Annotated in this window: 24 protein-coding genes; 9 read left to right on the top strand and 15 right to left on the bottom strand. The window is 60.2% G+C overall.

The window, feature by feature from the left end:
* A partial coding sequence (locus WA989_RS11115) for a hypothetical protein (protein WP_424340568.1) occupies positions 1-631 on the bottom strand: 631 nt, incomplete at its 3' end.
* Positions 632-713: 82 nt separating this feature from the next.
* Between WA989_RS11115 and WA989_RS11110 the strand changes: the two genes are divergently transcribed.
* Positions 714-1,379, top strand: coding sequence for a Fe2+-dependent dioxygenase (locus tag WA989_RS11110; protein ID WP_424340567.1), 666 nt, complete (start codon positions 714-716; stop codon positions 1,377-1,379).
* Here WA989_RS11110 and WA989_RS11105 read toward each other — a convergent pair.
* The 5 genes from WA989_RS11105 to rpmB all read right to left on the bottom strand — a co-directional run bounded on the left by WA989_RS11105 (position 1,376) and on the right by rpmB (position 7,729).
* Positions 1,376-2,443 carry an esterase-like activity of phytase family protein gene (locus tag WA989_RS11105; RefSeq protein ID WP_424340566.1) on the bottom strand — a complete coding sequence of 356 codons (1,068 nt, stop codon included), beginning with the start codon at positions 2,441-2,443 and terminating at the stop codon, positions 1,376-1,378. The genes WA989_RS11110 and WA989_RS11105 overlap by 4 nt on opposite strands.
* Positions 2,444-2,480: 37 nt before the next feature.
* Entirely contained in the window at positions 2,481-4,490 is a 2,010-nt protein-coding gene (gene cobT, locus WA989_RS11100) for a cobaltochelatase subunit CobT (protein WP_424340565.1), read from the bottom strand.
* Between the two features lie 76 nt (positions 4,491-4,566).
* Positions 4,567-5,550: a cobaltochelatase subunit CobS gene (gene cobS, locus WA989_RS11095; protein WP_424340564.1), complete on the bottom strand. Its 984-nt coding sequence runs from the start codon at positions 5,548-5,550 to the stop codon at positions 4,567-4,569.
* Positions 5,551-5,642: 92 nt separating this feature from the next.
* On the bottom strand, positions 5,643-7,319 hold the full coding sequence (locus tag WA989_RS11090) for an amidohydrolase (RefSeq protein ID WP_424340563.1): 1,677 nt from the start codon (positions 7,317-7,319) through the stop codon (positions 5,643-5,645).
* Between the two features lie 113 nt (positions 7,320-7,432).
* Entirely contained in the window at positions 7,433-7,729 is a 297-nt protein-coding gene (rpmB, locus tag WA989_RS11085) for a 50S ribosomal protein L28 (RefSeq protein WP_424340562.1), read from the bottom strand.
* A gap of 211 nt (positions 7,730-7,940) precedes the next feature.
* On the opposite strand from rpmB, the gene WA989_RS11080 reads away from it, so the two are divergent.
* Both WA989_RS11080 and WA989_RS11075 read left to right on the top strand, forming a co-directional pair.
* Positions 7,941-8,792: a DUF3108 domain-containing protein gene (locus WA989_RS11080; RefSeq protein ID WP_424340561.1), complete on the top strand. Its 852-nt coding sequence runs from the start codon at positions 7,941-7,943 to the stop codon at positions 8,790-8,792.
* 74 nt (positions 8,793-8,866) lie between these two features.
* Positions 8,867-9,682, top strand: coding sequence for an exodeoxyribonuclease III (locus WA989_RS11075; protein WP_424340560.1), 816 nt, complete (start codon positions 8,867-8,869; stop codon positions 9,680-9,682).
* Here WA989_RS11075 and WA989_RS11070 read toward each other — a convergent pair.
* On the bottom strand, positions 9,679-10,368 hold the full coding sequence (locus WA989_RS11070) for a response regulator transcription factor (protein WP_424340559.1): 690 nt from the start codon (positions 10,366-10,368) through the stop codon (positions 9,679-9,681). The two genes, WA989_RS11075 and WA989_RS11070, sit on opposite strands and share 4 nt — an antisense overlap.
* A gap of 101 nt (positions 10,369-10,469) precedes the next feature.
* On the opposite strand from WA989_RS11070, the gene WA989_RS11065 reads away from it, so the two are divergent.
* Positions 10,470-10,979: a L,D-transpeptidase family protein gene (locus WA989_RS11065; RefSeq protein WP_424340558.1), complete on the top strand. Its 510-nt coding sequence runs from the start codon at positions 10,470-10,472 to the stop codon at positions 10,977-10,979.
* Here WA989_RS11065 and WA989_RS11060 read toward each other — a convergent pair.
* Positions 10,976-11,641, bottom strand: coding sequence for a YggS family pyridoxal phosphate-dependent enzyme (locus WA989_RS11060; protein ID WP_424340557.1), 666 nt, complete (start codon positions 11,639-11,641; stop codon positions 10,976-10,978). The genes WA989_RS11065 and WA989_RS11060 overlap by 4 nt on opposite strands.
* Positions 11,642-11,648: 7 nt before the next feature.
* Between WA989_RS11060 and WA989_RS11055 the strand changes: the two genes are divergently transcribed.
* Positions 11,649-12,272: a thiamine phosphate synthase gene (locus WA989_RS11055; protein ID WP_424340556.1), complete on the top strand. Its 624-nt coding sequence runs from the start codon at positions 11,649-11,651 to the stop codon at positions 12,270-12,272.
* Here the strand turns inward: WA989_RS11055 and WA989_RS11050 are convergent.
* Together WA989_RS11050 and WA989_RS11045 are read right to left on the bottom strand one after the other, a co-directional pair.
* The gene (locus tag WA989_RS11050) at positions 12,269-12,709 is read right to left on the bottom strand and encodes an NtrZ family periplasmic regulatory protein (RefSeq protein WP_424340555.1); all 441 of its coding nucleotides are present in this window, start codon (positions 12,707-12,709) and stop codon (positions 12,269-12,271) included. The two genes, WA989_RS11055 and WA989_RS11050, sit on opposite strands and share 4 nt — an antisense overlap.
* A 47-nt stretch (positions 12,710-12,756) precedes the next feature.
* Positions 12,757-13,908, bottom strand: coding sequence for a porin (locus WA989_RS11045; protein WP_424340554.1), 1,152 nt, complete (start codon positions 13,906-13,908; stop codon positions 12,757-12,759).
* 114 nt (positions 13,909-14,022) lie between these two features.
* On the opposite strand from WA989_RS11045, the gene WA989_RS11040 reads away from it, so the two are divergent.
* The 4 genes from WA989_RS11040 to holA are packed head-to-tail and all read left to right on the top strand — an operon-like array spanning position 14,023 to position 18,575.
* Entirely contained in the window at positions 14,023-14,451 is a 429-nt protein-coding gene (locus tag WA989_RS11040) for a DUF3576 domain-containing protein (protein WP_424340553.1), read from the top strand.
* A 34-nt stretch (positions 14,452-14,485) separates the two neighbouring features.
* Positions 14,486-17,047, top strand: a complete 2,562-nt coding sequence (gene leuS / locus WA989_RS11035; RefSeq protein ID WP_424340552.1) for a leucine--tRNA ligase — start codon at positions 14,486-14,488, stop codon at positions 17,045-17,047.
* Positions 17,044-17,526: a hypothetical protein gene (locus WA989_RS11030; protein WP_424340551.1), complete on the top strand. Its 483-nt coding sequence runs from the start codon at positions 17,044-17,046 to the stop codon at positions 17,524-17,526. Before leuS ends, WA989_RS11030 begins: the two co-directional genes overlap by 4 nt.
* Complete coding sequence (gene holA / locus WA989_RS11025) at positions 17,523-18,575, top strand: DNA polymerase III subunit delta (protein WP_424340550.1); 1,053 nt, start codon at positions 17,523-17,525, stop codon at positions 18,573-18,575. Before WA989_RS11030 ends, holA begins: the two co-directional genes overlap by 4 nt.
* Here the strand turns inward: holA and WA989_RS11020 are convergent.
* The 5 genes from WA989_RS11020 to mnmE all read right to left on the bottom strand — a co-directional run.
* Positions 18,553-19,467, bottom strand: a complete 915-nt coding sequence (locus WA989_RS11020; RefSeq protein ID WP_424340549.1) for a ParB/RepB/Spo0J family partition protein — start codon at positions 19,465-19,467, stop codon at positions 18,553-18,555. The genes holA and WA989_RS11020 overlap by 23 nt on opposite strands.
* On the bottom strand, positions 19,467-20,282 hold the full coding sequence (locus tag WA989_RS11015; protein ID WP_424340548.1) for a ParA family protein: 816 nt from the start codon (positions 20,280-20,282) through the stop codon (positions 19,467-19,469). The genes WA989_RS11020 and WA989_RS11015 overlap by 1 nt, the downstream gene beginning before the upstream one ends.
* Complete coding sequence (gene rsmG, locus WA989_RS11010) at positions 20,275-20,895, bottom strand: 16S rRNA (guanine(527)-N(7))-methyltransferase RsmG (RefSeq protein ID WP_424340547.1); 621 nt, start codon at positions 20,893-20,895, stop codon at positions 20,275-20,277. Before rsmG ends, WA989_RS11015 begins: the two co-directional genes overlap by 8 nt.
* A 4-nt stretch (positions 20,896-20,899) precedes the next feature.
* Positions 20,900-22,774, bottom strand: a complete 1,875-nt coding sequence (mnmG, locus tag WA989_RS11005; protein WP_424340546.1) for a tRNA uridine-5-carboxymethylaminomethyl(34) synthesis enzyme MnmG — start codon at positions 22,772-22,774, stop codon at positions 20,900-20,902.
* Positions 22,775-22,847: 73 nt separating this feature from the next.
* A partial coding sequence (gene mnmE, locus WA989_RS11000; protein ID WP_424340545.1) for a tRNA uridine-5-carboxymethylaminomethyl(34) synthesis GTPase MnmE occupies positions 22,848-23,889 on the bottom strand: 1,042 nt, incomplete at its 5' end.

Raw genomic sequence — 23,889 nt, 5'->3', positions numbered from 1 at the left:
TCACAAAGCCGAAAGCGTCTGCATACTCGCCTGCATTGACGATCTCGCCGCCTGAGACGCCGACGCGGTATTCTTCGAGCGTTGTATCGAGCAGGAAATTGAGGATGTCCTTGCTCGGGCCGCCGACCGTATCGGCGAGCATGGTGAGGTTTTCTTCAGCGCTCTCAAGATCGTCTTCGATCTCTGCCGACTCGGTTCCAGCCCCAAGGGCATCAGAGATGCTGACGAAAAGCTCGCCATCGAATCCGAGATCATCGAGGCCTTCGCGTTCGGCGGCGTGGGTCTCGGATACAGGGTGAAGCAGGTGTTTTGCAGCCTGTTCCGGCGCGTCGGCGCGGTAAAGCGCCAGACCGGCCTCGACATGGCCGCGCATGAAGGCGAGCCGGTTCTGGATCGGCATGGTTTCAGGGCTGTGCGCGCCAGCTTCGCCGCCTTCGCCCTCTCCGCCTTCCCCTTCGCCGCCTTCTCCCGCATAGGCCGCGCTCTCGCCGGACTGGCCGACAAAAGCCGCCTCGCCCCCTTCGCCTTCACCGGCCTCTCCGCCTTCGCCGCCGCAGGCGGCAAGCGAGGTTGTGCTGAGCAGGGCAGCGGTTAGTCCGAGACGGACAAGATTGCGGGGTGTAAATGACATTGCGAAACTCCGACGCGCAGGGGGTGACAATTCTGTGCAAAACGCATAATGCGAATAATTCTCAAACTCAATAGCGAAGCAGATGTTCCTTACCATACCAGACATTCTGACGGCCGAAGATGTCGAGCGCGTCCGGCAAAAAGCGGGCAGCCTCGACTGGCGCGATGGCCGGTCAACAGCGGGGCGTTCGGCGCGCAGCGTGAAGGAAAACCTTCAGGCCGACATGAAGTCAGAGCTCGGCCAGGGGCTTCACGAGTTTCTGCTGAACGCCATCTCTTCAAACTTGGCGGTAAAATCCATAGCGCGGCCGAAGCGCTTTTCCCGTCTGCTTCTTAGCCGAACTCAGGATGGCGGGCATTACGGACACCATGTCGACAATGCACTGATGACGGCAGACTCCCGCAAGATGCGCACCGACCTCTCCTTCACGCTGTTTCTCAGTGATCCAGACATCTATGAGGGCGGTGAGCTTTCTCTGGTGACGGCGGCCGGGGATTTCGCTGCCAAACCGAAGGCCGGCTCCCTGATCCTCTACCCCTCCGGGTCGATCCATGAGGTCAAACCGGTGACATCGGGCGTCCGTCTCGCCTGCGTCGGCTGGATCGAAAGCCGCATCCAGCGCGCCGACGAGCGCGAAATCCTGTTTGATCTGGAAGGTGTCCGCGAAGCGCTTCCCAAGAGCGCGCGCGAGCAGAAACTCGTCCTCGACAAAACGGTTTCCAATCTGATCCGCATGTGGGCGCGCTAATCCAACTTCTGGGAGTTCAGCTCAAAGACGAATAGAAGCGTGCGCTGATCGTCGCTGAAATTATCGTCCGCGATCAGGAAGATTCGCGTGCTCCCCTCAATTGTCTCGACGGCGATGCCTTCGAAGTTGTCGACCGCCAGCGGCTTTTCGAGTTTGGCGAGGAGCCGGGTTCCGGCAGCATCGGTGTGGCGGACATAGATCGTGTTTCCCGTCAGCGGGTTATAAGCGCGCTGCAGGCTGAACAGGGCGTCCGGCGTGGCATCCATGCCAACCAGCGGCACGCCCTTTGTCTCAAGCCAGCTCTTCTGGTCAAAGCGCGCCTGCCCATTCTCGTCGACCATGGCTGTCGGGCCGGCCCCGCGAGCGACCGTCTCCAGGCCGAGCATCAGCGCGTCGCCATCCAGGGTCAGCGCTTCAGCGCCGGCATTGCCGCGGATCGACCGGCCGAGCGTTTCGGGGCGCGAATCTATACTCGCAACTTCAATGCCCCGCGCATTCGACCCGCAGGCGGCGTAATCGAACGCCAGGACGCGGTGATTGCGCTCAAAACTGACCAGAGCAAGCCCGTCGCGATAGGCCAGCCCCTCGGCATCGGCATTTTCCTTGCCCGACACGATGGTGCCCTCGGCGTCCTGCATGAACGCAATCGTGGCCTGCCCTGTCGGCTGGACCGCTTGCTGGTCGAAGCCGATCTGGACAAAGGACCCGCTGTCCGAGACAGCCAGCAAGTCTCCACCCGGCAAGACATCCAGACCGGACAGCCCGCCGAAAGAGGCAAGCGGCGCAGACAGCGCCCAGCCGCCCCTGAACGCCATCCCTTTCAGCGCGTCAGACACCTCGCTCGCCTCGCCCAGCGGGACGGGGTCGACCGTGATCAGGGTGGACAGTTCATAGCCGCGCCCTGCGCCGTCGGGGCAGGAGGCGTCTTTGAGCGCCGCAGATCTGTCTGCGAAGGACCAGAGGACGGCATCGGGCGCCGAGGCCACAGGCTCGCTGACCGATCCGCGGCATCCCGCGCCAGCCAACAGCAGGGACGCACACATAATTGTCGATGCCAGCTTCATCCCGACTACCTCTCGCTCTCGTCAGGCGTGGTGTGCCTCAGGATTTTGACGCTTTGCGGGCAATGTCCTGAAAACTCGTTGTCTTGACGTCGCGCTCCCCGATCCGGCTGCCATAACGCGGCCCGCCGGAGCCTGTAGCCGAGACACCGCTCGAGAAACTGCGGCTGTCACCGCGCAGGGGCGGGACAGCCATGGCGGAGGGTTCGGGCGCATTGCCTTTCTCGTCAAACAGGCTGGCGAGCTGTTCAGTCATCGCGCCGCCAAGCTGTTCGGCGTCGACAATGGTCACGGCGCGTCGATAATAGCGGGTCACGTCGTGGCCGATGCCGATGGCAATCAATTCGACAGGGCTGCGGCCTTCGATCTCGGCGATGACCTGGCGCAAGTGGCGCTCGAGATAATTGCCGACATTCACTGACAGGGTGGAATCATCGACCGGCGCGCCGTCCGAGATCACCATCAGTATCTTGCGCTGTTCAGGCCGGCCCAGCAGGCGCTCGTGCGCCCAGAGCAAGGCCTCGCCGTCGATATTCTCTTTCAGCAGCCCCTCGCGCATCATCAGGCCGAGATTGCGCCGCGCGCGGCGCCACGGGGCATCGGCTGATTTGTAGATGATGTGGCGCAGATCATTGAGGCGGCCTGGACCTGCCGGCTTGTTCGCTTTCACCCAGTCCTCACGCGACAGACCGCCCTTCCAGGCCTTGGTCGTGAAGCCGAGTATTTCGACCTTTACCCCGCAGCGCTCCAGCGTGCGGGCGAGGATATCAGCGCAGAGGGCCGCAACCATGATCGGGCGCCCGCGCATCGAGCCTGAATTGTCGAGCAGCAGGGACACGACGGTGTCGCGGAATTCGCTGTCATCTTCCTGCTTGAACGAAAGAGGCGCGGTCGGGTCCGTGATGACACGGGTGAGGCGGGCGGTATCGAGCACGCCTTCTTCCAGGTCGAAGGACCAGGACCGGTTCTGCTGCGCCATCAGGCGGCGCTGCAGCTTGTTGGCAAGCTTGGATACTGCGCCCTGCAGTGATTGCAGCTGATGGTCGAGATAAGCGCGCAGGCGGGCTAGCTCCTCGGGGTCGCATAAATCGAGGGCATTGGCGATCTCGTCATGCGCCTTGGTGAAGGTGCGGTAGACAAACTCAGGCTTGTCGTCCCCGTCGCGGTAATTGGGCCGCAGCGGCTTGGAGCCATCATCGGTCTCGTCGACGTCATCATCGCCTTCAGCCTCAGCGTCCGCATCGACGCTGACATTCGTCTCCTCGCCTTCGACATCGTCGCTTTCGCCGGCCTCCATGTCTTCCATGGAGCTGCCATCGGTCTCGTCGCCAGCATCAGGGTCGTCACTGGACGCCGACTGCTCGTCCTGTTCGCTGTCCTCTTCGCTCTCGCTGTCGTCTTCAGTGTCGTCGCCGGCTTCGTCGCCTTCGGTGAGATCCTTGATGAGCTGCTGCACGGTCTTTGCAAACAGGCGCTGATCGCTGAGCTGGTCGACGAGTTTATCCAGCGTATCGGCGCCGCGGGAATTGACTTCCTCGCGCCAGATCGAAGCGATGCCTTCAGCCTCGGGCGGAAGCGGACGGCCTGTCAGCTTTTCGCGCAGAAGAAATTCGACCGCCGGCGCGATCGGCGCATCAGTGCGGTCCTGCATGCGGGTATAGCCAGCCTTCTCGCACCGCGCCGACAGTGCTGCATCGAGATTGCGCGCCGTGCCGTCCATGGCGCGTGCGCCGATGGATTCGATCCGGGCGCGCTCGGCGGCTTCATAGACCTGACGCGCCACCTCGCCGCCGGGGCGATCCTTCATATGAGAGGCCGCGTCATGATGCGCCATACGGAGGGCGAGGGCATCGGCCTCGCCGCGGGCACGGGCGGCTTGCGCGGGCGACAGTTCGCGCGGCGGGGTCTGCAGGACCAGACGACCATCTTCGGCCCGTCCGGCCTCAGCCGTGAACGAGGTTTCGACATCGCGCGACTGGCTCATCGCCTTGGCGGTGGTCGCAAGCGCCTGCTTGAAGAGTTCGAAAGGCGTGTCGTCGGTCTTGGCCATCATACTCACATAACGTGCGACTTCGCAGATGCGAAGAGCGATCGCAGGGGAAAGAAAGCCCTCTCAGGCTTTAAGGTCAGGCCACCCGCACCATGAGCGCGCTTTCGGGCAGTTCCTCATCGAAGCAGCGCTGATACATCTCGGCGACAAGAGGACGCTCGAGTTCATCGCACTTGTTGAGGAAGGTCATCCGGAAGGAGTGGCCGAGATCGCCGAAAATCTTGTAATTCTCCGCCCAGGTGATCACGGTCCGCGGGCTCATCACGGTAGAGATATCGCCGTTCATGAAGGCGTTCCGCGTCAGATCGGCGAGGCGTACCATCTTGGACAACAGGTCCTTGTCGAGATCGGTCGCCTTGGTCGAGACAATCTCCACCTCGGCATCATGTTCGAGATAGTTCAGCGTAGTGACGATGCTCCAGCGGTCCATCTGGCCCTGGTTGAGCTGCTGTGTGCCGTGGTAGAGGCCCGTTGTATCGCCGAGACCGACCGTATTCGTCGTCGCGAACAGGCGGAAATAGGGATTGGGGTCGATCACCCGGTTCTGGTCAAGCAGGGTCAGGCGGCCGGAGGCTTCGAGCACGCGCTGGATCACGAACATCACATCGGGGCGGCCGGCATCATATTCGTCAAACGCGATCGCGACCGGCCGCTGCAGCGCCCATGGCAGGATGCCCTCGCGAAACTCGGTGACCTGCACGCCTTCTTTGAGAACGATCGCATCCTTGCCGACCATGTCGATCCGGCTGACATGGCTGTCGAGGTTGATCCGGATCGTCGGCCAGTTGAGGCGCGCGGCGACCTGCTCGATATGGGTCGACTTGCCGGTGCCGTGATAGCCCTGGACCATGACACGGCGATTGTGCTCGAAGCCTGCCAGGATCGCCATCGTCGTCTGAGGGTCAAACCGGTAGGATTCATCAATCTCGGGGACGTATTCGGTTTTGTCCTTGAAGCCATGGACGACCATGTCGCTCTCAATGCCGAACACATCGCGCACCTTGATCTTCTCGGTGGGCTCAAGGCCGTTCAGAGCATCGGTATCGCGGGTCAGGCTCATAGTCTCTCGTCTCCGAAAAAATCGTAGGTCAGTCTTTCAGGTGGGGTTCTAGCACGCGATTGCGATGCGACTAGTGCGACCCAAGGTAAAGTTTATTCGCTCGCCTGCCAGACAATTTCGCCCTGAACAACTGTCATCACCGGCTTTGCCAGAAGAATCTCCTCTTCCGGAACGGTCATCAGGTCGCGGTCGAAGACTGTAAAATCTGCGATCTTGCCAGCTTCGATCGTGCCGAGCGTGTCTTCCTGGAAGGCCGCAAAGGCCGCCGACGAGGTGAAAAGTGCAAGCGCATCTTCGCGAGAGAGGGCCTGTTCCGGGTGCCAGCCTTCGCCGGCTTCGCCATCGAGATCCTTGCGGGCCACAGCGGCATAAAACTCGATCAAAGGCGACCCAACTTCAACAGGCGCATCGGACCCGCCCGCAATCACAGCGCCCGCATCAAGCAGGGCCTGCCAGGCATAGGCGCCGTCCAGGCGGTCATAGCCCAGACGGTCCGGCGCAAACTTCAGGTCGCCAATCGCGTGCGAGGGTTGCATCGAGGCGATCAGGCCAAGCTCTGCAATGCGTGGAATATCAGCTGGATTGACGATCTGCGTATGCTCGACACGCCAGCGCTTGTCTGCGCCGTAGCCGAGCGCCTCATAGGTATCGAGAATGCGCTGATTGGCAAGATCACCGATGGCGTGGATGGCCAGCTGCACCTCCTGCTCATCGGCTTTCATCATCAGCCTCTGCAGGCCATCCGGCTCAAGAAGCGCGAGCCCGCTTGTGTCCGGCCGGTCGGCATAAGGCTCGATCAGGAGCGCCCCGCGCGAGCCTAGCGCGCCGTCCATATACAGTTTTACCGCGCGGTTGGTGATCGTGTCTGTTTCGAAACTGCGGCCCGACGCAATGTCGAAGCCGTTTTCGTTGAAGGCATTGTAGATGCGGACCGGCAGCTTCCGCTGATCATCGAGATCCGCCATGAGCGCAGCATGATCGCGCGGCACGCTCATATTGTGCAGGCCCGTCCAGCCGCGAGAGGCGTACACATTTGCCCCTTCTGCATAGGCGCGGCGGATTTCTTCCTCGCTCGGCTTCGCGACCAAGGCCCAGATCGGTTGCATCGCGGCGTCGATAATGATGCCCGTCGCGTTTCCGTCAGCGTCCCGCTCGATCTTGCCGCCAGGCACGTCGGGCGTGTCGGAGCCAATGCCGGCCGCCTCAAGAGCCGCAGAGCTTGCGACAAGCGCATGGCCATCGGCGCGCTGCAGAATGACGATCCTGTCGCCGATCGCTGTATCGAGGTCGGCGGCTGTCGGCATGCGGCCTTCCGGCCAACCCGTCTCGATCCAGCCGCGGCCGACAATCATAGCGTCATCGCCAAGCCCTTCGGCCTCTTTCTCTATCCGCGCCACGAGCTGCTCGATCGACGCTGTGCCGGTCAGGTCGAGCGAAAGCTCTCTCTGGCCAATGCCGAGAAGATGCGCATGGCTGTCCGTGAAGCCTGGAAACATCACCGCGCCGTCGAGATCGATGAGGGCAACCTCGCCCTCCGACCAGTCCTGCGAGAGCGGCGGCGCGGTGCCGACAATCCGGCCTGCTTCGTTGACGAGAACAGCCTCCACCGTTTTGGGATCTTCAAGGCCGGTATAGATTGTGCCGCCCGTATAGATGGTCATGCGTCCGGCCTTGTCTTCACCGTCGCGGTCTGCTGGCGCGGGGGCAGGCCCCGTCGTATCGCAGGCTGAAAGCGCAAGCACGAGCAGGGCGGCAGGAAACCATTTCATGAGCAGTGTCCTCGGGTGGGTGTCAGGCGTCTTGTAATGCGGGGCCTGAAGAAAAGGCAAAAAAAATGCGCCCCGGTGGAGCGCATTTCTCAATTCAGAAAGATTGACGTTGCTTAAGCAGCAGCGGCTTCTTCAGCCTGCTTTGCAATGTCACGCTTGATCTTCAGCGCCTTTGGCGAGAGCTTTTCGTCTTTCGCCTTGGCGAGGTAGCCGTCGAGGCCGCCATGCTTGTCCACGGTGCGCAGCGTCTTGGCTGCAATCCGCATGGAATAGGACTGGCCGAGAGATTCGGACCGCAGCGTGACGTTGACCAGGTTCGGCAGGAACCGGCGCTTGGACTTGACGTTCGAGTGGCTGACTTTGTGGCCGACGATCGGCTTGATGCCAGAGAGTTCGCATTCGCGTGCCATGGGGCGCTCGCATATTTAGTGTTTAACTGAAACCGAAGCGCGGCTCATACGCGCACGATCATGATCCGTCAACCGCGTAAGGACAGCCTTCACCACATGGCACAACAGTGATTTAATCGTGGCAAAGCAAGGGCAGGGCTATTCAGCCTCCATTCTGGAAGGCACATATATACCCGATCCGGTAAATGGCTCATCAAAGGATATCTGAACCATGAAGAAGCTGATTGCTGCAACCAGTCTCATTGCGCTTGCCGCTGGCGGCGTTTCGGTGGCTGATACAGCCCCGGCCGATACACCGCTCGCCTCGATCAAGGCAGGCGACCCGATGAAACTCACCTATGAAGTGAAGGCAACCGCCTGGGCGCTGTTCATCCCGATCACGGGCAAGGCCAACTTCCGCGCCGAACTGAAGCCTGACACCTATTCCATCAAGGGTAAGGTGAAAACGACAGGCCTGGCCGACATTCTCGTCAACTACGATATGGATCTCGCCTCTTCCGGCTATGTCCGCGACGATCATCTCCAGCCCTATGCCTATGTCTCGCAGAACCATGACGGCAAGAAGAACCGCCGCGTGGAAATGACCTATGGGTCCAGCGATGTCGCCATGACGGCAAACCCGGCCTTCGGCAATCTCGGCGATCCGGCTGCAACGCCGCCTCAGAAGCTCGACGCGTCCGATCCGCTGACTGCCTTTATCGGCCATGGTTTCATGCCGCGCCCTGCAGGCGAAAATCCTTGCGGCGGGCCGATGAAGATTTTCGATGGCCGCCAGCTGACCCATCTCCATTTCGAGAATGCCGGCCTCAAGAAAGTCCGCACAGACGGGTATAAGGGCGATGCCTATGAATGCCACGTGACCATGGACAAGGTCGCAGGCTACAAGAAAGGCGAAGCCAACAAGGACACGCTGACCGGCATTGATGGCCCGCTCAAGATGTATATGGCACCTCTGCCAAATGGCACCGTTATGCCTGTGAAGATCCAGGCCGATACCGACAAGATCGGCACGGTGACGCTGCAGGTCTCGAAGCTCAAATTCGAGCCGCTCGCGACAGACTAGCCGCCTGCAAGCCCCGAACAAGCTGACTGTCTGGCCGCGTTGACCCCCAAGGTCGGCGCGGCTAAGGCCGTCCGATGCCTAATTCCCCCTTCAAGATCACCAGCTGGAACATCAATTCGGTTCGCCTGCGGGCGCCAAATATCCAGGAATTCCTGAAGGCGGAAGCGCCTGACGTGGTCTGCCTGCAGGAGATCAAGTGCCAGACGGCGGAGTTTCCGGAAAAGCCGTTCGCCTCCATGGGCTACAAGCACTTCCAGGTCCTCGGCCAATCGGGCGGCCATCACGGCGTGGCTATGATTTCCCGCCATCCGATCGAGCCGGGCGAGGCCCCGCCTCTCTGCCGCGAAGGCCATGCCCGGGTCCAGACAGCCCGGATCGAGGGGTTCGAGGTTCACAATATCTACCTGCCCGCGGGCGGCGACGAGCCGGACCCGGAGACCAACCCGAAATTCGCCCACAAGCTCGACTTCCTGGCCTGCATGTCGCGCGACTATGCGCGGCTGAAAGCGGATAACACGCCGAGGATCGTGGTCGGGGATCTCAATGTCGCGCCGCACGAGAACGATGTCTGGTCGCACAAGCAACTGCTTAAGATCGTCTCCCACACGCCAGTAGAGACGGACGCGCTGGAAAAGGCGCGCCAGATGGGCGGCTTTCATGACATTGCCCGCGAGTGCCATGATGACGACCAGAAGCTCTACACCTGGTGGTCCTACCGCGCCAAGGACTGGGCGGCGTCCAACCGCGGCCGGCGGCTCGATCATATCTGGGCGAATGACAGCGCAATGGGGCTTGCGGATCTGACCAGCTACAAAATCCATCTCGCCTGGCGCGGCGGCTGGAAACCATCCGATCACGCCCCGATCAGCGCGAGCTTCAAACGAGCCTAGCTGGCCTGCAGCCGGTAACCACCGGTTTCAGTCAGCAACAGGCGCGCATTGGACGGGTCAGGCTCGATCTTCTGGCGCAGACGGTAGACATGGGTTTCGAGCGTGTGCGTCGTCACCGCTGCATTATAGCCCCACACCTCTGAAAGAAGTTCGTCGCGTGGCACGGCCTTTCCGCCGGCACGGTAGAGATATTTCAGGATATTGGTCTCTTTTTCGGTGAGGCGGATCTTGCGCTCATCCTCGCGCACCAGCAGCTTCATGGCCGGGTGAAACTCATATGGCCCGAGCATGAAGGTGGCGTCTTCGCTCTGTTCGAAACTTCTGAGATGCGCGCGCACCCGTGCCAGCAGCACCGAAAACCGGAAAGGCTTGGTGACATAATCATTGGCCCCCGATTCAAGACCGAGAATCGTATCGGCGTCGCCGTCCTGGCCTGTCAGCATGATGATCGGTGCGCGAACCCCGCGAGAGCGCATCAGTTTGCAGGTCTCGCGGCCATCCATGTCCGGCATATCTATGTCGAGCAGGATCAGGTCCAGCCGCTCTGCTTCGGCAATCTCGAGGGCCTGGACCCCGCCGGAGGCCTGCTGGGTTTCAAAGCCATCATGCAGGTCGAACTGTTCGGCCAAAGCGCCGCGCAGCTCCTCATCATCGTCGACCAATAAGATTGTCTTCTGGCTGATCATCCAAGTCTCCACTCTCGGTTGGATCGCTCAATAAGGAAGTTGCAGCGCAAGTTCACCTGTGTTTCCGATAACCTGTCTATCACATTTTTGGGAGCGAGGCCGTGGCGGCACATTTCAAAGCAGGGTCAGATCGCAAGTTCCGGGGCGACGGTCTCGAATTTGACTGCGCCATCGGCAGGGGCGGGCTGGTGCCGCAGGCCGACAAGACGGAAGGCGATGGCGGCTCACCGATCGGCCGCTGGAAAATACTTCGCATCTACTGGCGCGCCGACCGCGTCGCCCGTCCCGAGACAGGCTTTCCCACAATACCCTTAAGTCCAGAAGATGGATGGTGCGATGACGCTTCGGACCCGTTGTACAACCGGCCCGTTCTACTGCCTTATCCGGCAAGCCATGAGCGCATGTGGCGCGAGGATCATGTCTACGATATCGTAATTGAACTCAGCCACAATCAAAACCCGGTCATGCCCGGCAAGGGGAGCGCCATCTTCATGCATCTGGCCCGCGAAAACTATGAAGATACTGAAGGCTGTATCGCGCTAAAGCTGCAAGACATGCAGGACGTTCTGAAGCACTGTGGGCCGGGCAGTGTGCTCGAAATCGGCGACTAGTCCTGGCGTTCGCCAAAAAATGCGCTGCCAACGCGCACATGTGTCGCGCCAAACCGCGCGCCTAGTTCGTAATCCGCACTCATCCCCATTGAAAGATCATCGAGTTCATTCTCCTGCGCGATTTTCGCGAGAAGCGCAAAGTGCGGCCCTGCCGGTTCTTCGAGCGGGGGTATGCACATCAGGCCAAGCAGTCGGCCTTTATACATCTGGCGAACCTGCTCGATAAGCGCAGGGGCTTCGGCGGGTGTCACCCCTGATTTCTGCGGCTCCTCGCCTGTATTCACCTGAATGAACAGGTCGGGATAGCGATCAAGTTTGTCGGCTGCTTCGCTCAAGGTGCGCACGATCTTGGGCCGGTCGACGGTCTCGATCACATCAAACAGCGCCACCGCATCTTCGGACTTCTTGCTCTGCAGCGGGCCGATGAGATGTAGTTTCAGCCCCTCAATCTCCCGGCGGGTGGCCCAATGGTCCTGGGCTTCCTGCACGCGATTCTCGCCGAAGACGCGCTGGCCGCAATCAAGCGCCGCCTGCAGGCGTTCGTCAGGCTGGCGCTTGGAGACAGCGATCAGCTCCACCTCATGGTCTGCGCTCGCCTTGAGCCGGCGGCGTATGTTTTCGCGGGCGGCCGCTATCTGGTCGGTAAGGTCGGTGCTACTCATGACGGCGATGAAGCATAGAGCAAACGCATCGCGCAAGTTCGAAAACGCGGCCCGTATCGCGCAGACCCACATGCCGCCCTGGATGCCCGCCGGTTTTTTCATGACAGACCCGGCTCGGGTCAACGCGCCAATAGACATCGTCAAAGGCCTTCCTGCGGGCATCGGTGTCATTATCCGCCATATGGGACGGCCAGACGCGATCAGCGAGGCAGGCGATATAGCTGCGATCTGCAAGCGGGCAGGGCGCATCTGTCTTATCGGCGCAGATGCTGAGCTGGCCCGGGTGCTCGACGCTGACGGTGTGCACTGGCCTGCAAGACTTCAGGCGGAAGCCCGCCGCCTCGCATCCTATTTTCCGGTCAACACGATGAGCGTGCATTCCTTGCGCGAAGTCAGGCGTGCCGAACAGCTCGGCATGGACGGTGTTATCGCCTCCACGGTCTTCGCCTCGGCCAGCCCCTCATCCGGCGCGCCCATGGGTCTGACGCGTCTCGCCCGGCTGCAAGCGGCCACACCGCTCCCGGTCTACGGGCTTGGCGGGGTTAGCGCAGACAATGTCGAGCGCACAAGCAGACTGGCCGGCTTTGCCAGCGTCTCAGGATTTGAAGTTTTAAGAGTTGGGCCGCCCTAGAATTTGAAAGCAGAGCGCAGACGGATACCCGCCTCGATCTCTTCGCCCTCAAACTGCTGGAAGGTCTGGTCGATATCGTTCGAGCCGACGCTCAGCGTACCGCCAACACTGATGCGCGGCGTGATGCGGAATTCTGCGCCGGCGCGCATCTCTTCCTTGGCAAGCGGCGAATCATCGGGACGCGATGTCAGATCCACAGAAAGCTGCCACTTGTCGCCTTTCACAAAGGCGAGCTTGACCTGCTTGCTTGGCTGGGTCTGCCAGATTGGCGCTTCATCCGAGGGCGAGCTCAGCGTGAACTGGCGATACCAGTCCGGCTCTGCCTTGTCGGTTTCGGACATGGTCGGCGCCGACAGCTCGATTGGAGTCGACTGCGCCACGGCCGGAAGGGCCGAGAGCGTTGCGATCGCAAAGGAGGTTGCAAGAATGTAGCGCATGATGTGTCCTGATACCCAATTAAGCGCTCCAACCGCTTAATAGAAGCTTAATTTCTACTTATCTCCAAAAAATCAGACGAAAGTGTGATTTCTACAACAAAACCGGCGCCGGAACGCGTGCCACCCGCTGTTTCCACTTCCTCATCCTGATAGGCAAGCGCGAGCTTCAGCTCGTCTGTGATTTCGCGCGCAGCGGCGACGCTGATAGCCTTCGAGGATTGCGAGACAAGATCATCACTCGATTCCCCGTAATTCAAGGACAACTCGGTCTCGCCAACGTCAAATCCTGCCCCGATTTCCCAGGCTTCATAATCACCAAATTCAAACCCATTGTCAGATGACAGCCATGACCCGCCAAGCGTAAAGGCCGGAAACTCGAAGCTGAGGCCGGTCGACACCGTCTCGACACCGTCCTGCGCTGCGCCCAGCGGTGCCTCGACATCCGCAGTAGACCAGGCCAGCGACGCCTGGACACGCGTGTCGAACTGATTGAGCCGGCGCGAGAGATTGGCCGCAACCTCGAACGCATTGGAGATGTCTGTCGGTCCCGATTGTCTGTCCAGCCCTTCGGCTTCCATGTCTGGCGTATAGGATCCGCCAACGCGCAAGCCCAGAATACGTGGGCTAGCATAGCTGAGCTTAGCAGACGGGCCGGTTAGATCATGATTGGTGCGGATCGTCTTGATGCCGTTCGGGTCGAGATAGGGATTGTTAAGTCGTGCGTGGCTGAGAGCGGAGGGCGCGCCTTCGTAGAAACGCGAAGCGACGCCGCGGTCGCGTCCGATCCGGGCCTCGCCATACCCGCCATCAAACTCGATATAGGCCGCTTCGACAGAGCCACGTGCGCCGGTCTCATCGCCCGGTGCGCTGGAGGACAGGCCGGAATAGGCGCCCGTTGGATTATTCCCGGCGTCGAAATCCCCTAGAAATCCGGGTCTCAAGGGATGGTCTCGCTGGCCGCGAAGGGTAAGGCGCCCGCTGACCTGCAACCCGCTGGCGAGGACTTTCTCCACGCGATTGTCAAGCGACACCTCATAAAGCAGGGCCTCATTGTCGACCCCGCCGCGCGCCTCGTGAACCGCCGAAATCACCGTCACTGCTTCGACTGAGGACTCATACTCCAGAGGCGAAGACTGGGCGAAGGCCGGGCTGGCGGCACCCGCGGCAAGCGTGAGGATTATCAGGGTTGTCGGTTTCAAGAAGCACTCCCACACATTCTGTGTCCGGCCATAAGCATAACGGCACTGGCCCGACGGGTCGCAAGTGATATACAGGCCTTTGATAAAGAAGATATTGCCCACAGGATCGTGATTATGAAGGCTTCAATACAGATCATTGCTGCACTTGCCGGAACGCTGGCGATGAGCGGCTGCATTTTTGGCGGCAGCAAGACTGCCGACATCAACGTTGTGGAAGACTTTCAGGGCGGCGTGAACCCGTATCTCTGGCGCGCAAGCCTTGATACGATGGACACCCTTCCGCTGCAGACAGCCGATCCGGTTGGCGGCATCATCAATTATGACTGGAAAAGCTTCGAGAGCGCCGAAGGCGAACGCATCCGCGCGACGATCTATATCCTCGATTCGCGACTACGGGCCGATGGTGTGAAAGTGACTGTCTTCCGCCAGGTGCAGCAGGACGGTGTCTGGACAGATGCCGATGTTGACGCCGAAACAGGGATGCAGCTCGAAAATGCGATTTTGACGCGCGCCCGCGTTCTGAAATCGTCCGAACTCGGCTAGACCAACTCGACAATACACATTGCAGGAGGGACGCGTGACGTCTCGCTATGACCCGCAAACCGCGGAAGCCCGCTGGCGCAAGGCCTGGGCCGATGCGGACATCTACAAGGCAAAATCGCCCGCCGAAGCCGGCGATGCGCCAAAAGCCTATGTCCTCGAAATGTTTCCCTACCCCTCAGGGCGGCTGCATATGGGACACGTGCGCAATTATGCGATGGGCGATGTTGTTGCCCGCCACCGCCGCGCCCATGGCTACAATGTTCTCCACCCGATGGGCTGGGACGCATTCGGCCTCCCAGCAGAAAACGCTGCGATCGAGCGCGGCGTGCATCCCGGCAAATGGACCTACAAGAATATCGAGGCGATGAAGGCGCAGTTCGCAAAGCTCGGCCTGACCCTCGACTGGAGCCGCGAATTCGCGACCTGCGACGAGGCCTATTATGGCGAGCAACAGCGCCTCTTTCTGAAACTGCTCGATGCTGGGCTCGCCTATCGCAAGGCGAGCCGCGTGAACTGGGACCCGGTCGACAACACAGTCCTCGCCAATGAACAGGTGATCGACGGCAAGGGCTGGCGCACAGGCGCGCCTGTTGAACAGCGCGAGCTGACCCAGTGGTTCTTCAAGATCACGCACTATGCCGATGATCTCATTGAAGGCATCAAGACGCTGAAGGACTGGCCGGAAAAAGTCCGGATCATGCAGGAAAACTGGATCGGACGGTCCGAAGGCCTGCAGATGCGCTTTCCCTTCGAGGGTGAGGCGCCGGCCGGCTGTTCAGACGGCATCGAGATATTCACGACGCGGCCGGACACGCTGTTTGGCGCAAGTTTCATTGCGCTTTCGCCGGACCATCCGCTGACCATCGAACTTGCCGAGAAGAACAAGGCGATCGCTGATTTCCGCGCCGCCTGTGCCCGTGTCGGCACGAGCGAAGAAGCCATCGAGAAAGCCGAAAAAATCGGTCTCGATACGGGGCTGCGCGTCGAACACCCGTTCGAGCCGGGCCGCACCCTGCCTGTCTGGACGGCAAACTTCGTTCTCATGGGCTATGGCACCGGCGCCATCTTTGGCTGCCCCGCGCATGACCAGCGCGACCTCGATTTCGCCCGCAAATATGATCTGAACGTCACGCCGGTCGTCCTGCCGCCCGATGAATCAGCGGACGCCTTTGATGTCGCCCATGAAGCCTATGTCGGCCCCGGCAAGATTTTCAACAGTGACTTCCTCAATGGGCTCCCCATTGACGAAGCAAAGTCAGCAGCCACCTCAAAGATCGAAGCGATGGAGCTTGGCCAGGGCACAGTGAATTATCGCCTGCGGGACTGGGGCGTTTCGCGCCAGCGCTATTGGGGCTGCCCGATACCGATTATCCATTGCGACGCGTGCGGCGCAGTGCCTGTCCCGGAATCCGATCTGCCTGTGACGCTTCCTGAAGATGTGAGCTTCGACAAGCCGGGCAATCCGCTCGCGCATCATCCGAGCTGGAAGCACACAAGCTGTCCCGGCTGCGGCAAGGATGCGGTGCGCGAGACCGATACGCTCGACACTTTTGTCGATTCCTCCTGGTATTATGCCCGTTTCGCGAGCCCGGCCGATCCTGAAGAGCGCGCCTATTGGCTGCCGGTCGACCAGTATGTCGGCGGCGTCGAGCATGCCGTGCTCCACCTGCTCTATTCGCGCTTCTTTGCCCGCGCGCTGCGCGATGTCGGCGAACTGGATCTGCCATCTGGTGAGCCTTTCTCGGGCCTGTTCACGCAAGGCATGGTCACCCACGAGACCTACAAGACCGAAGACGGCAAATGGATCGAACCCGCGGAGATCGCGAAGCAGGACGGCGCCTGGGTCGAGACCGCCACAGGCCGGCCCATTACAGTCGGCTCGATCGAGAAGATGTCGAAGTCGAAGAAGAATGTGGTCGACCCCGACGAGATCATCGCGACCTATGGCGCAGACACTGCCCGCTGGTTTGTCCTTTCCGACAGCCCGCCAGAACGCGATGTTGAGTGGACGCAGGCGGGCGTCGAAGGCGCAGGCCGCTTTGTTCAGCGGGTTTGGGCGATCTTCGCCAGCCTTGAAGACGCGCCCTCATCCGAGCCAATGGATGAAGTCACGCCGCTGATCAAATATTCGCACCGCACCGGCGACGCTATCGACAAGGCGATTCGCGAATTTCGCTTCAATGCCGCCATCGCGGCCTGCCATGACTGGGTCAATACGCTCAAAAAGGCAGAGAATGATGCAGAGGAAACCGCCGCAACGCGCCGTGAAAGCGCCCGCCGTCTCGCCATCTGCCTGACCCCGTTCATGCCGCATCTGGCAGAAGAATGCTGGCAGGCACTCGACGGGGAAGGCTTCATGGCCAATGCGGCCTGGCCCATCGCAGACCCTGAAATCATGGTGGAAAACACGATTACCCTGCCGATCCAGGTGAATGGCAAGCGACGCGGCGAAATCGCCGTCGAGACGAACGCCGCGCCGGCCGACATCGAGAAACTGGCGCTCGCGAGCGACGAGGTTGCGGGTTTTCTGGCTGGCAAGGAAATCAAGAAAGTTATTGTCGTCCCGGGCCGGATCGTGAATATCGTAGCCACATGATACGTTTCATTCTCCTTGCTGCGGTCGTCTCCGCGCTCTCGGCTTGCGGCTTCCGCCCGCTCTATGCCGGGGCTGACTTTAATGGCGTGGTCGAAGGCCAGAACATCACGATCGCGGAGATACCGGGCCGGTCTGGCTATACGCTGCGGCGCAGCCTGATCGAGTCGCTGACGACCGGCCTGCCCGGCCTTGATGAGCCCGCTTTCTTGACAGTGACCGTCGATGAACAACTGACACGCGCAGCCCTTCAGCGCGACGGCGCTGTCTCCCGATCCTTCCTCAATGCGACCGGCACCTATGTGCTCGAAACCGAAAGCGGCGCGATAACCGGCGATGCCGCTGTCCAGATTCCGTATGCGGCCACCAATACACCGTACACAGATGTGTCGGCTCAGATAGATGCCTCAGAGCGTGCAATGAGCGAGCTCGCACGCCGCATAACGGACAATCTGAGAATTCAGGTTCAGCAGATGCAATGATCCTGAAGGGCGGTCAGGTCTCTTCCTTCCTGCGCAAGCCCGCAGACCAGGTCTGGTGTGTTCTGGTCTTCGGCGATGACGATGGCGTCGTCGCAGATACTGCAGATCAGGCAATTTCGGGTTGGACCAAACAGACCGGTGGCGCAGCCAAGGTCATCACGATTGATGACGATGATATCCGCCGCGAACCGCACCTTCTTGGCGACCGGGTGGAAACCGCATCCCTTCTCGGAGATCTCGATATCGTCCGTGTCCGCACATCCGGCGAGAAGATCGCGAAGCCGATCCTGGCGCTGGTTGAGGCCGCCGATCAGCGCGGCGCCCCCTTTGCCAACCGGTTGATTGTCCAGAGCACGGGGCTCAATACGCGATCGAAACTCCGTACAGGGATTGAAGCGTCGAAATCAGCCGCAGCCATTCATGTCTTTGCCGACACGTCCGACAACCTTCGCACGCTGGTCGCATCCCGGATCGAGGATCTCGGCGGGGCGATCGACCCGGATGCGCTCGACAGCTTTGTTGCCTTACTCCCTGGCCATCGTGGTCTTGCCAATCAGGAGACCGAAAAGCTTGCCCTCTACGGACACAAGCTGGACCGCCCGATCTCGCTCGCCGACCTTCATGCGCTAAGCCAGACCGATGCGGAGAATTCAGTCCGCACAATGGTTCAGGCCGCCTTTGACGGAAACGCGTCGCTTTGTCTTGCCGAATATGACCGGGTCGCCGAAGTCGGAACATCGGCGATCAGCATCTTGCGGATTTTCGAGATGGAGGCGAAGCGCCTTCTTCAGGCGCGGGGCCTGCTCGGAACCGGCGGCGATATCGGCCGCAAGCTGCGGCCGCCCATCTGGCAGAATGAATGGCCGGCCTTCAGATCGCGGCTTGATCGCTGGTCGGCGGCTTCACTGGCGAAATTGATCGCCGCGGTCCATGACCTTGAACTTCAGGCCAAACTGCACGGTCCGGCAGCGGACGCTGCGGTAAGGGTTTTCCTGCTTCAGGTGATCCGGTCAGCCGCGCAGCGTTCTAGGATGACCGCTTCGCGGTAAGCTTGCGGCAAAGATCATCGAGCTGTTCGAGGTCGCGATACTTGATCCTGAGCTCGCCCCCCGTCGATTTGTGGCGAATATCCACCGACAGGCCGAGCGCGCGGGCAAGGTCCGATTCAAGCGCCTCGGTGTCGACATCCTTATCATTCGCGTTGACGCGTTTTGCCACCGCCTCGATCGAGCCATCATCCTTGGATGACTTGACGAGTTTCTCCACATCGCGGACGTTCAATCCCTTCTGTACTGTAATAGCTACTACAGCATCAGGGTCAGGCGCCCCAAGAGCTGCGCGCGCATGTCCGGCCGAAATACGGCCCTCGCGGAGATGCGTGCGCGCCGTTTCTGAGAGGTTCAAAAGCCGGAGTGTATTCGCGATGTGAGCCCGGCTTTTGCCGACGCTTTCAGCCAGGCCTTCCTGGGTCCGCCCAAACCGCTTCATCAGCGCGCCGTAAGCTTCCGCTTCCTCGATCGGATTGAGATCGGTCCGCTGCACGTTCTCGATAATACCAATCTCGAGCAGTTCCAGCTCATCCATATTGCGGATGGTTGCAGGAATCTCCTTCAGGCCGGCCTGCTTGGCCGCGCGCCAGCGGCGTTCACCTGCTACAATCTGATATTTGCCGGACTCTTTCGGATCCGGCCGCACCAGAATAGCCTGAAGCACACCCTTGGACTTGATCGATTCTGCCAGCTCGGCGAGCTCGGATTCCGAAAAATGCCGCCGCGGCTGCTGCGGATTGGGCCGGATATCCTTGAGGTCGATTGTCGAGCTGTCCGTCTTTGGCGGGCCATCGGGCGATTCTTCATAGGGGGCTGCGCCCTCGACTTCTCCGATCAGGGCCGACAGACCGCGTCCGAGCCGGCTCGGTTTCGGTTTCGGATCGGCCGCCATTATGCTGCTACCCTGGCACGCTCACGCTGGAGCATTTCTGAGGCGAGACGGATATAGGCTTCGCTGCCCGGGCATCTGTAATCATAGAGAAGCGCGGGTTTGCCAAAACTTGGCGCTTCGGACAGGCGAACATTGCGCGGGATCACCGTCTTGTAGACCTTGTTACCAAGCACAGCGCGGACCTCATCGGCGACCTGGTCGGACAGATTGTTGCGCTTGTCATACATGGTGAGAACAACGCCCTGTATATCGAGCTCTGGATTAAGACCCGACCGGACGACCTCGACGGTGCGAAGCAATTGGCTAAGCCCCTCAAGCTCGAGGAATTCACATTGGAGCGGCACGAGCAGAGCATCGGCGGCCGTCATCGCATTGATCGTCAGCGAAGACAGCGATGGCGGACAATCAATCAGGATGAAGTCATAGCGCTTGTCAGGATCGTGCGCGACGCGCTCGACATAGTCCCGGATCGATTCGCGCAATCTGTAAGACCGGCGGGGATCTTCGGCAAGTTCAGTCTCGACGCCGGAGAGGTTTTCATCGCCAGGAACAATCTCGAGCCGCGGCACGAGCGTCGTCAGAACGGCCTGCTCCAGCGGCACGCGGTCAACGACAACATCATAACTCGTAAGACGCCTGTCTGCGCGCATGATGCCGAGGCCGGTCGAGGCATTGCCCTGCGCGTCGAAATCCACGACCAGAACCCTCCGCCCCACGGCGGCAAGCGCCGTGCCGAGATTGATCGAAGTGGTTGTCTTGCCCACGCCGCCTTTTTGATTGGCGATAGCGAGAATACGCGTTGAAGAATCAGACACGTGCGGCCTCCGTGATTTTCAAGATGACCCCAGCCTCGCTCGTGCGACTCGGAATCGCTTCATAAGAGAGAGTCCAGCATTCTTCGGCTTGCGTCAATTCTTCTCGCCAGCGTTCGCCTTTGAAAAAGAGGCCCGTCGCTCCGCCGCTCAACCAGGGTTCGGCGTAATCAAGGAGTTTTGGCAGGGGGGCGAAGGCGCGCGCTGTAACAAAATCAGCCTTCTGCGCCTCGGTTGATTCCACACGCCTGTTTTCGATGCGGGCCGGCAATTGCAGCTTTGAAACCACGTCCGCGAGAAAAGCGCACTTTTTGCCGACCGATTCGACAAGCGTCACGGCGCCGCCCGATGATTTCGCGTGGCACGCAAGGACAAGCCCCGGGAAGCCCGCACCCGTCCCAAGGTCGACGCTTGTCGCCCCATCGTCAATGAGGGGCAGCAATTGGACGCAATCATAGACATGTCTCGACCAGATCTGGTCGAACTCACGCGGCCCAATCAGGTTAATCCTGGAGCGCCATTCATTAAGAATGGAGATATAGCGCTCAAGCAGCGCGAATGTTTCACGTGAAACATTGAGTTCGCTTATCGCACTTCTGGCTTCGGCTTCCGTCACGCCCTTAGCCAGCCTTGCGCGTCGCGCGCCGTCTTTTCACATGCGACAAGAGGGCGATCAAAGCTCCCGGCGTTACGCCCTCAATCCGCGAGGCCTGTCCGATCGTCGCGGGACGCACGGTCTCAAGTTTGGATCGAACCTCATTTGACAGCCCGCCAACACTTGAAAAGTCCATATCAGGGGGGATGGCCAACGCCTCGTCCCGACGAAGGGCTTCGACGTCGGCCTTCTGACGATCGACATAACCTGCATAGGTTGCTTCAATGGATAGCTGGTCTGCAGTATCGGGACTTATATCGTCCAGATCCGGGAAGGCGGCGCTCAAATCGGCAAATTCGATATCTGGGTACGCCAAATAGGCCCAGGCCGAGCGCTTCTGGCCATCCTGGTTGACCTTCCACCCGCGCTTCGCCGCTTCATTTGGCGTCAATGTCCGCGATTGTAGAAGCTTTCGTCCGGATTCCAGACTGTGATGTTTCACGTGAAACATTGATGCTCGATCCTCTTTGACCAGGCCAAGCTCGATTCCGGCCGGTGTGAGGCGCTGATCGGCATTGTCGGAGCGCAATGCCAGACGATATTCAGCGCGCGACGTAAACATCCGATAGGGTTCTGTGACGCCCTGTGTCACCAGGTCATCGATAAGCACACCGATATAGGCATCAGCGCGATCAAATCGCGCAGCGTCTTTTCCAGAACTGCGCCTCGCCGCATTCAGTCCCGCAACCAGACCCTGGGCACCCGCTTCTTCGTAGCCCGTGGTTCCGTTGATTTGGCCGGCAAGGAACAGCCCCGGCAGTTTTTTGACTTCGAGGCCATGGGTCAGGGCGCGAGGATCAACATAGTCATATTCAATCGCGTAGCCGGGCACGAGGATCTCGACTTGCTTCAAGCCTTCAATCGTTCGGATAAAGGCTTCCTGAACATCGGTTGGGAGCGATGTCGAAATCCCATTTGGATAAACGGTGTGATCGTCGAGCCCTTCCGGCTCCAGGAAGATCTGATGCCGCGTCTTGTCAGCGAAACGATGCACCTTGTCTTCGATCGAGGGGCAATAGCGCGGCCCGCGTCCGGCAATTGCGCCGGAATAGACCGCCGATTTGTTGAGATTTTCAGCGATGATGGCGTGGGTTCGCTCATTCGTGAACGTAATGCCGCATGCGACCTGCGGCACGCCGACCCTCTCATTCGCAAAGGAAAAAGGAACCGGCACCTCATCGGCGGGCTGCATTTCCAGTTTTTCCCAGTCAATCGTCCGCCCATCGAGGCGAGCCGGTGTTCCCGTCTTCAAACGGCCCATGGGTAGGTCGAGCTGGTATAACCGGTCAGACAGACCGATAGCTGGTTTCTCGCCGATCCGCCCGGCCTCAATACGCTCGTCCCCCCTATGTATGACCCCTTTTAGAAACGTACCTGTAGTAATGACGACAGCTTTGGCCCGATAGGTCTGACCGGTCAGGCCTATGACACCAGCGGTCTTACCGTCCCGTATGACCAGGTCTTCCACGCCATCCTCGATGAGCGTTAGACTGTCATAATCGGCCAATTCACCCTGCATCGCGTCGCGATAAAGCTTGCGATCGATTTGCGCGCGCGGCCCGCGTACGGCCGGGCCTTTCGACCGATTGAGAAGACGGAACTGGATCCCGGCCTTGTCCGCTATTCGACCCATCAATCCGTCCAGCGCATCGATCTCGCGGACGAGATGCCCTTTTCCGAGGCCGCCAATCGCCGGATTACAGGACATTTCGCCTATGGTTGAGAGCTTGTGCGTGATCAGCGCTGTGCGCACGCCCACGCGCGCAGACGCAGCCGCGGCTTCGCAGCCAGCATGGCCGCCGCCCACGACAATAACATCGAAATCAAATGCGTCTGGCATTTGGGCTCGTCCTCGTAAATTCCTGTGAGGGCGCCCTATACATCATGTTTCCCGTGAAACACAGGGTCTGGAGTCATTTGCCGATACAGAAAGAGGAGAAGACCGCCCCGAGTATTTCCTCAACGCCGATTTCCCCGACAAGCGATGAGAGCTGGCGCGCGGCCAGGCGAACATCTTCTGCGACAAGTTCCGCACCGCCACCCCGTTCCAGCAGTTCCAGCGCCTGTTCCACGTGAAAGAATGACGTTTCAAGGCTCTTGCGATGGCGCTTCCGCGTGATCAGCGGGGCCTGACCGATATTCGCACGCGCAGAAATAATCTCTGCGAGACGTGCTTCCAGCGCTTCAAATCCCTTCCCCGTCACCGTGGAAATCGCGAGCGCGTCGCTTTCAACAGCGTGACCCGTCGCCAGGTCCGTCTTGTTGACGACTTTCAGATCGCCGGGCCGGACATCCTCAAACGGCGTAATCTCGTCGGCGGCCCGAAGGTGAAGTCTGAGATCGGCTTGTTCAGCCCTATCGCGCGCGCGGCGGATACCTTCCGCTTCGAGGGCATCTGAGGCGTCGCGGAGTCCTGCCGTATCGGCGATCCAGACGATCTGGCCGCCGAGTTTGAGGCGGACTTCAACGACATCGCGCGTTGTGCCCGGTATGCCCGAGACTATTGCAGCTTCACGCCGGGCAAGACGGTTCAGAACGGATGATTTTCCGGCATTTGGTGGGCCGATGATCGCGATGCGGAAGCCGTCGCGGATTCTTTCCCCTACTTCATCATCCCGAAGGGCGGCTTTGAGCGATGTCGCGATGGCAAGAAGGGATTCGGTGACGGGCGAAGAGGTCTCGTCCGGCGCGTCGTCTTCATCTGGAAAATCGATGCTCACCTCTAGCAATGCCAGCGCCTCAACGAGACCCGCACGCCACTCAGCATATTGAGCCGATAGCCGGCCATCGAGCTGATCCAGGGCCAGAGATTTCTGCGCGCGAGTTTCTGCGTCGATCAGATCCGCAACACCTTCTGCTTCCACGAGATCAAGCCGGCCATTCTCGAACGCGCGACGGGTAAATTCGCCGGGCTCGGCGAGCCGGGCGCCGTCTATTGCGCAGATTGTATCGAGG

Source organism: Henriciella sp., assembly GCF_049649345.1.
Taxonomy (GTDB): domain Bacteria; phylum Pseudomonadota; class Alphaproteobacteria; order Caulobacterales; family Hyphomonadaceae; genus Henriciella.
Note: the sequence above shows the minus strand (reverse complement) of the source record. Positions and strands in the feature narration are given on the sequence as shown.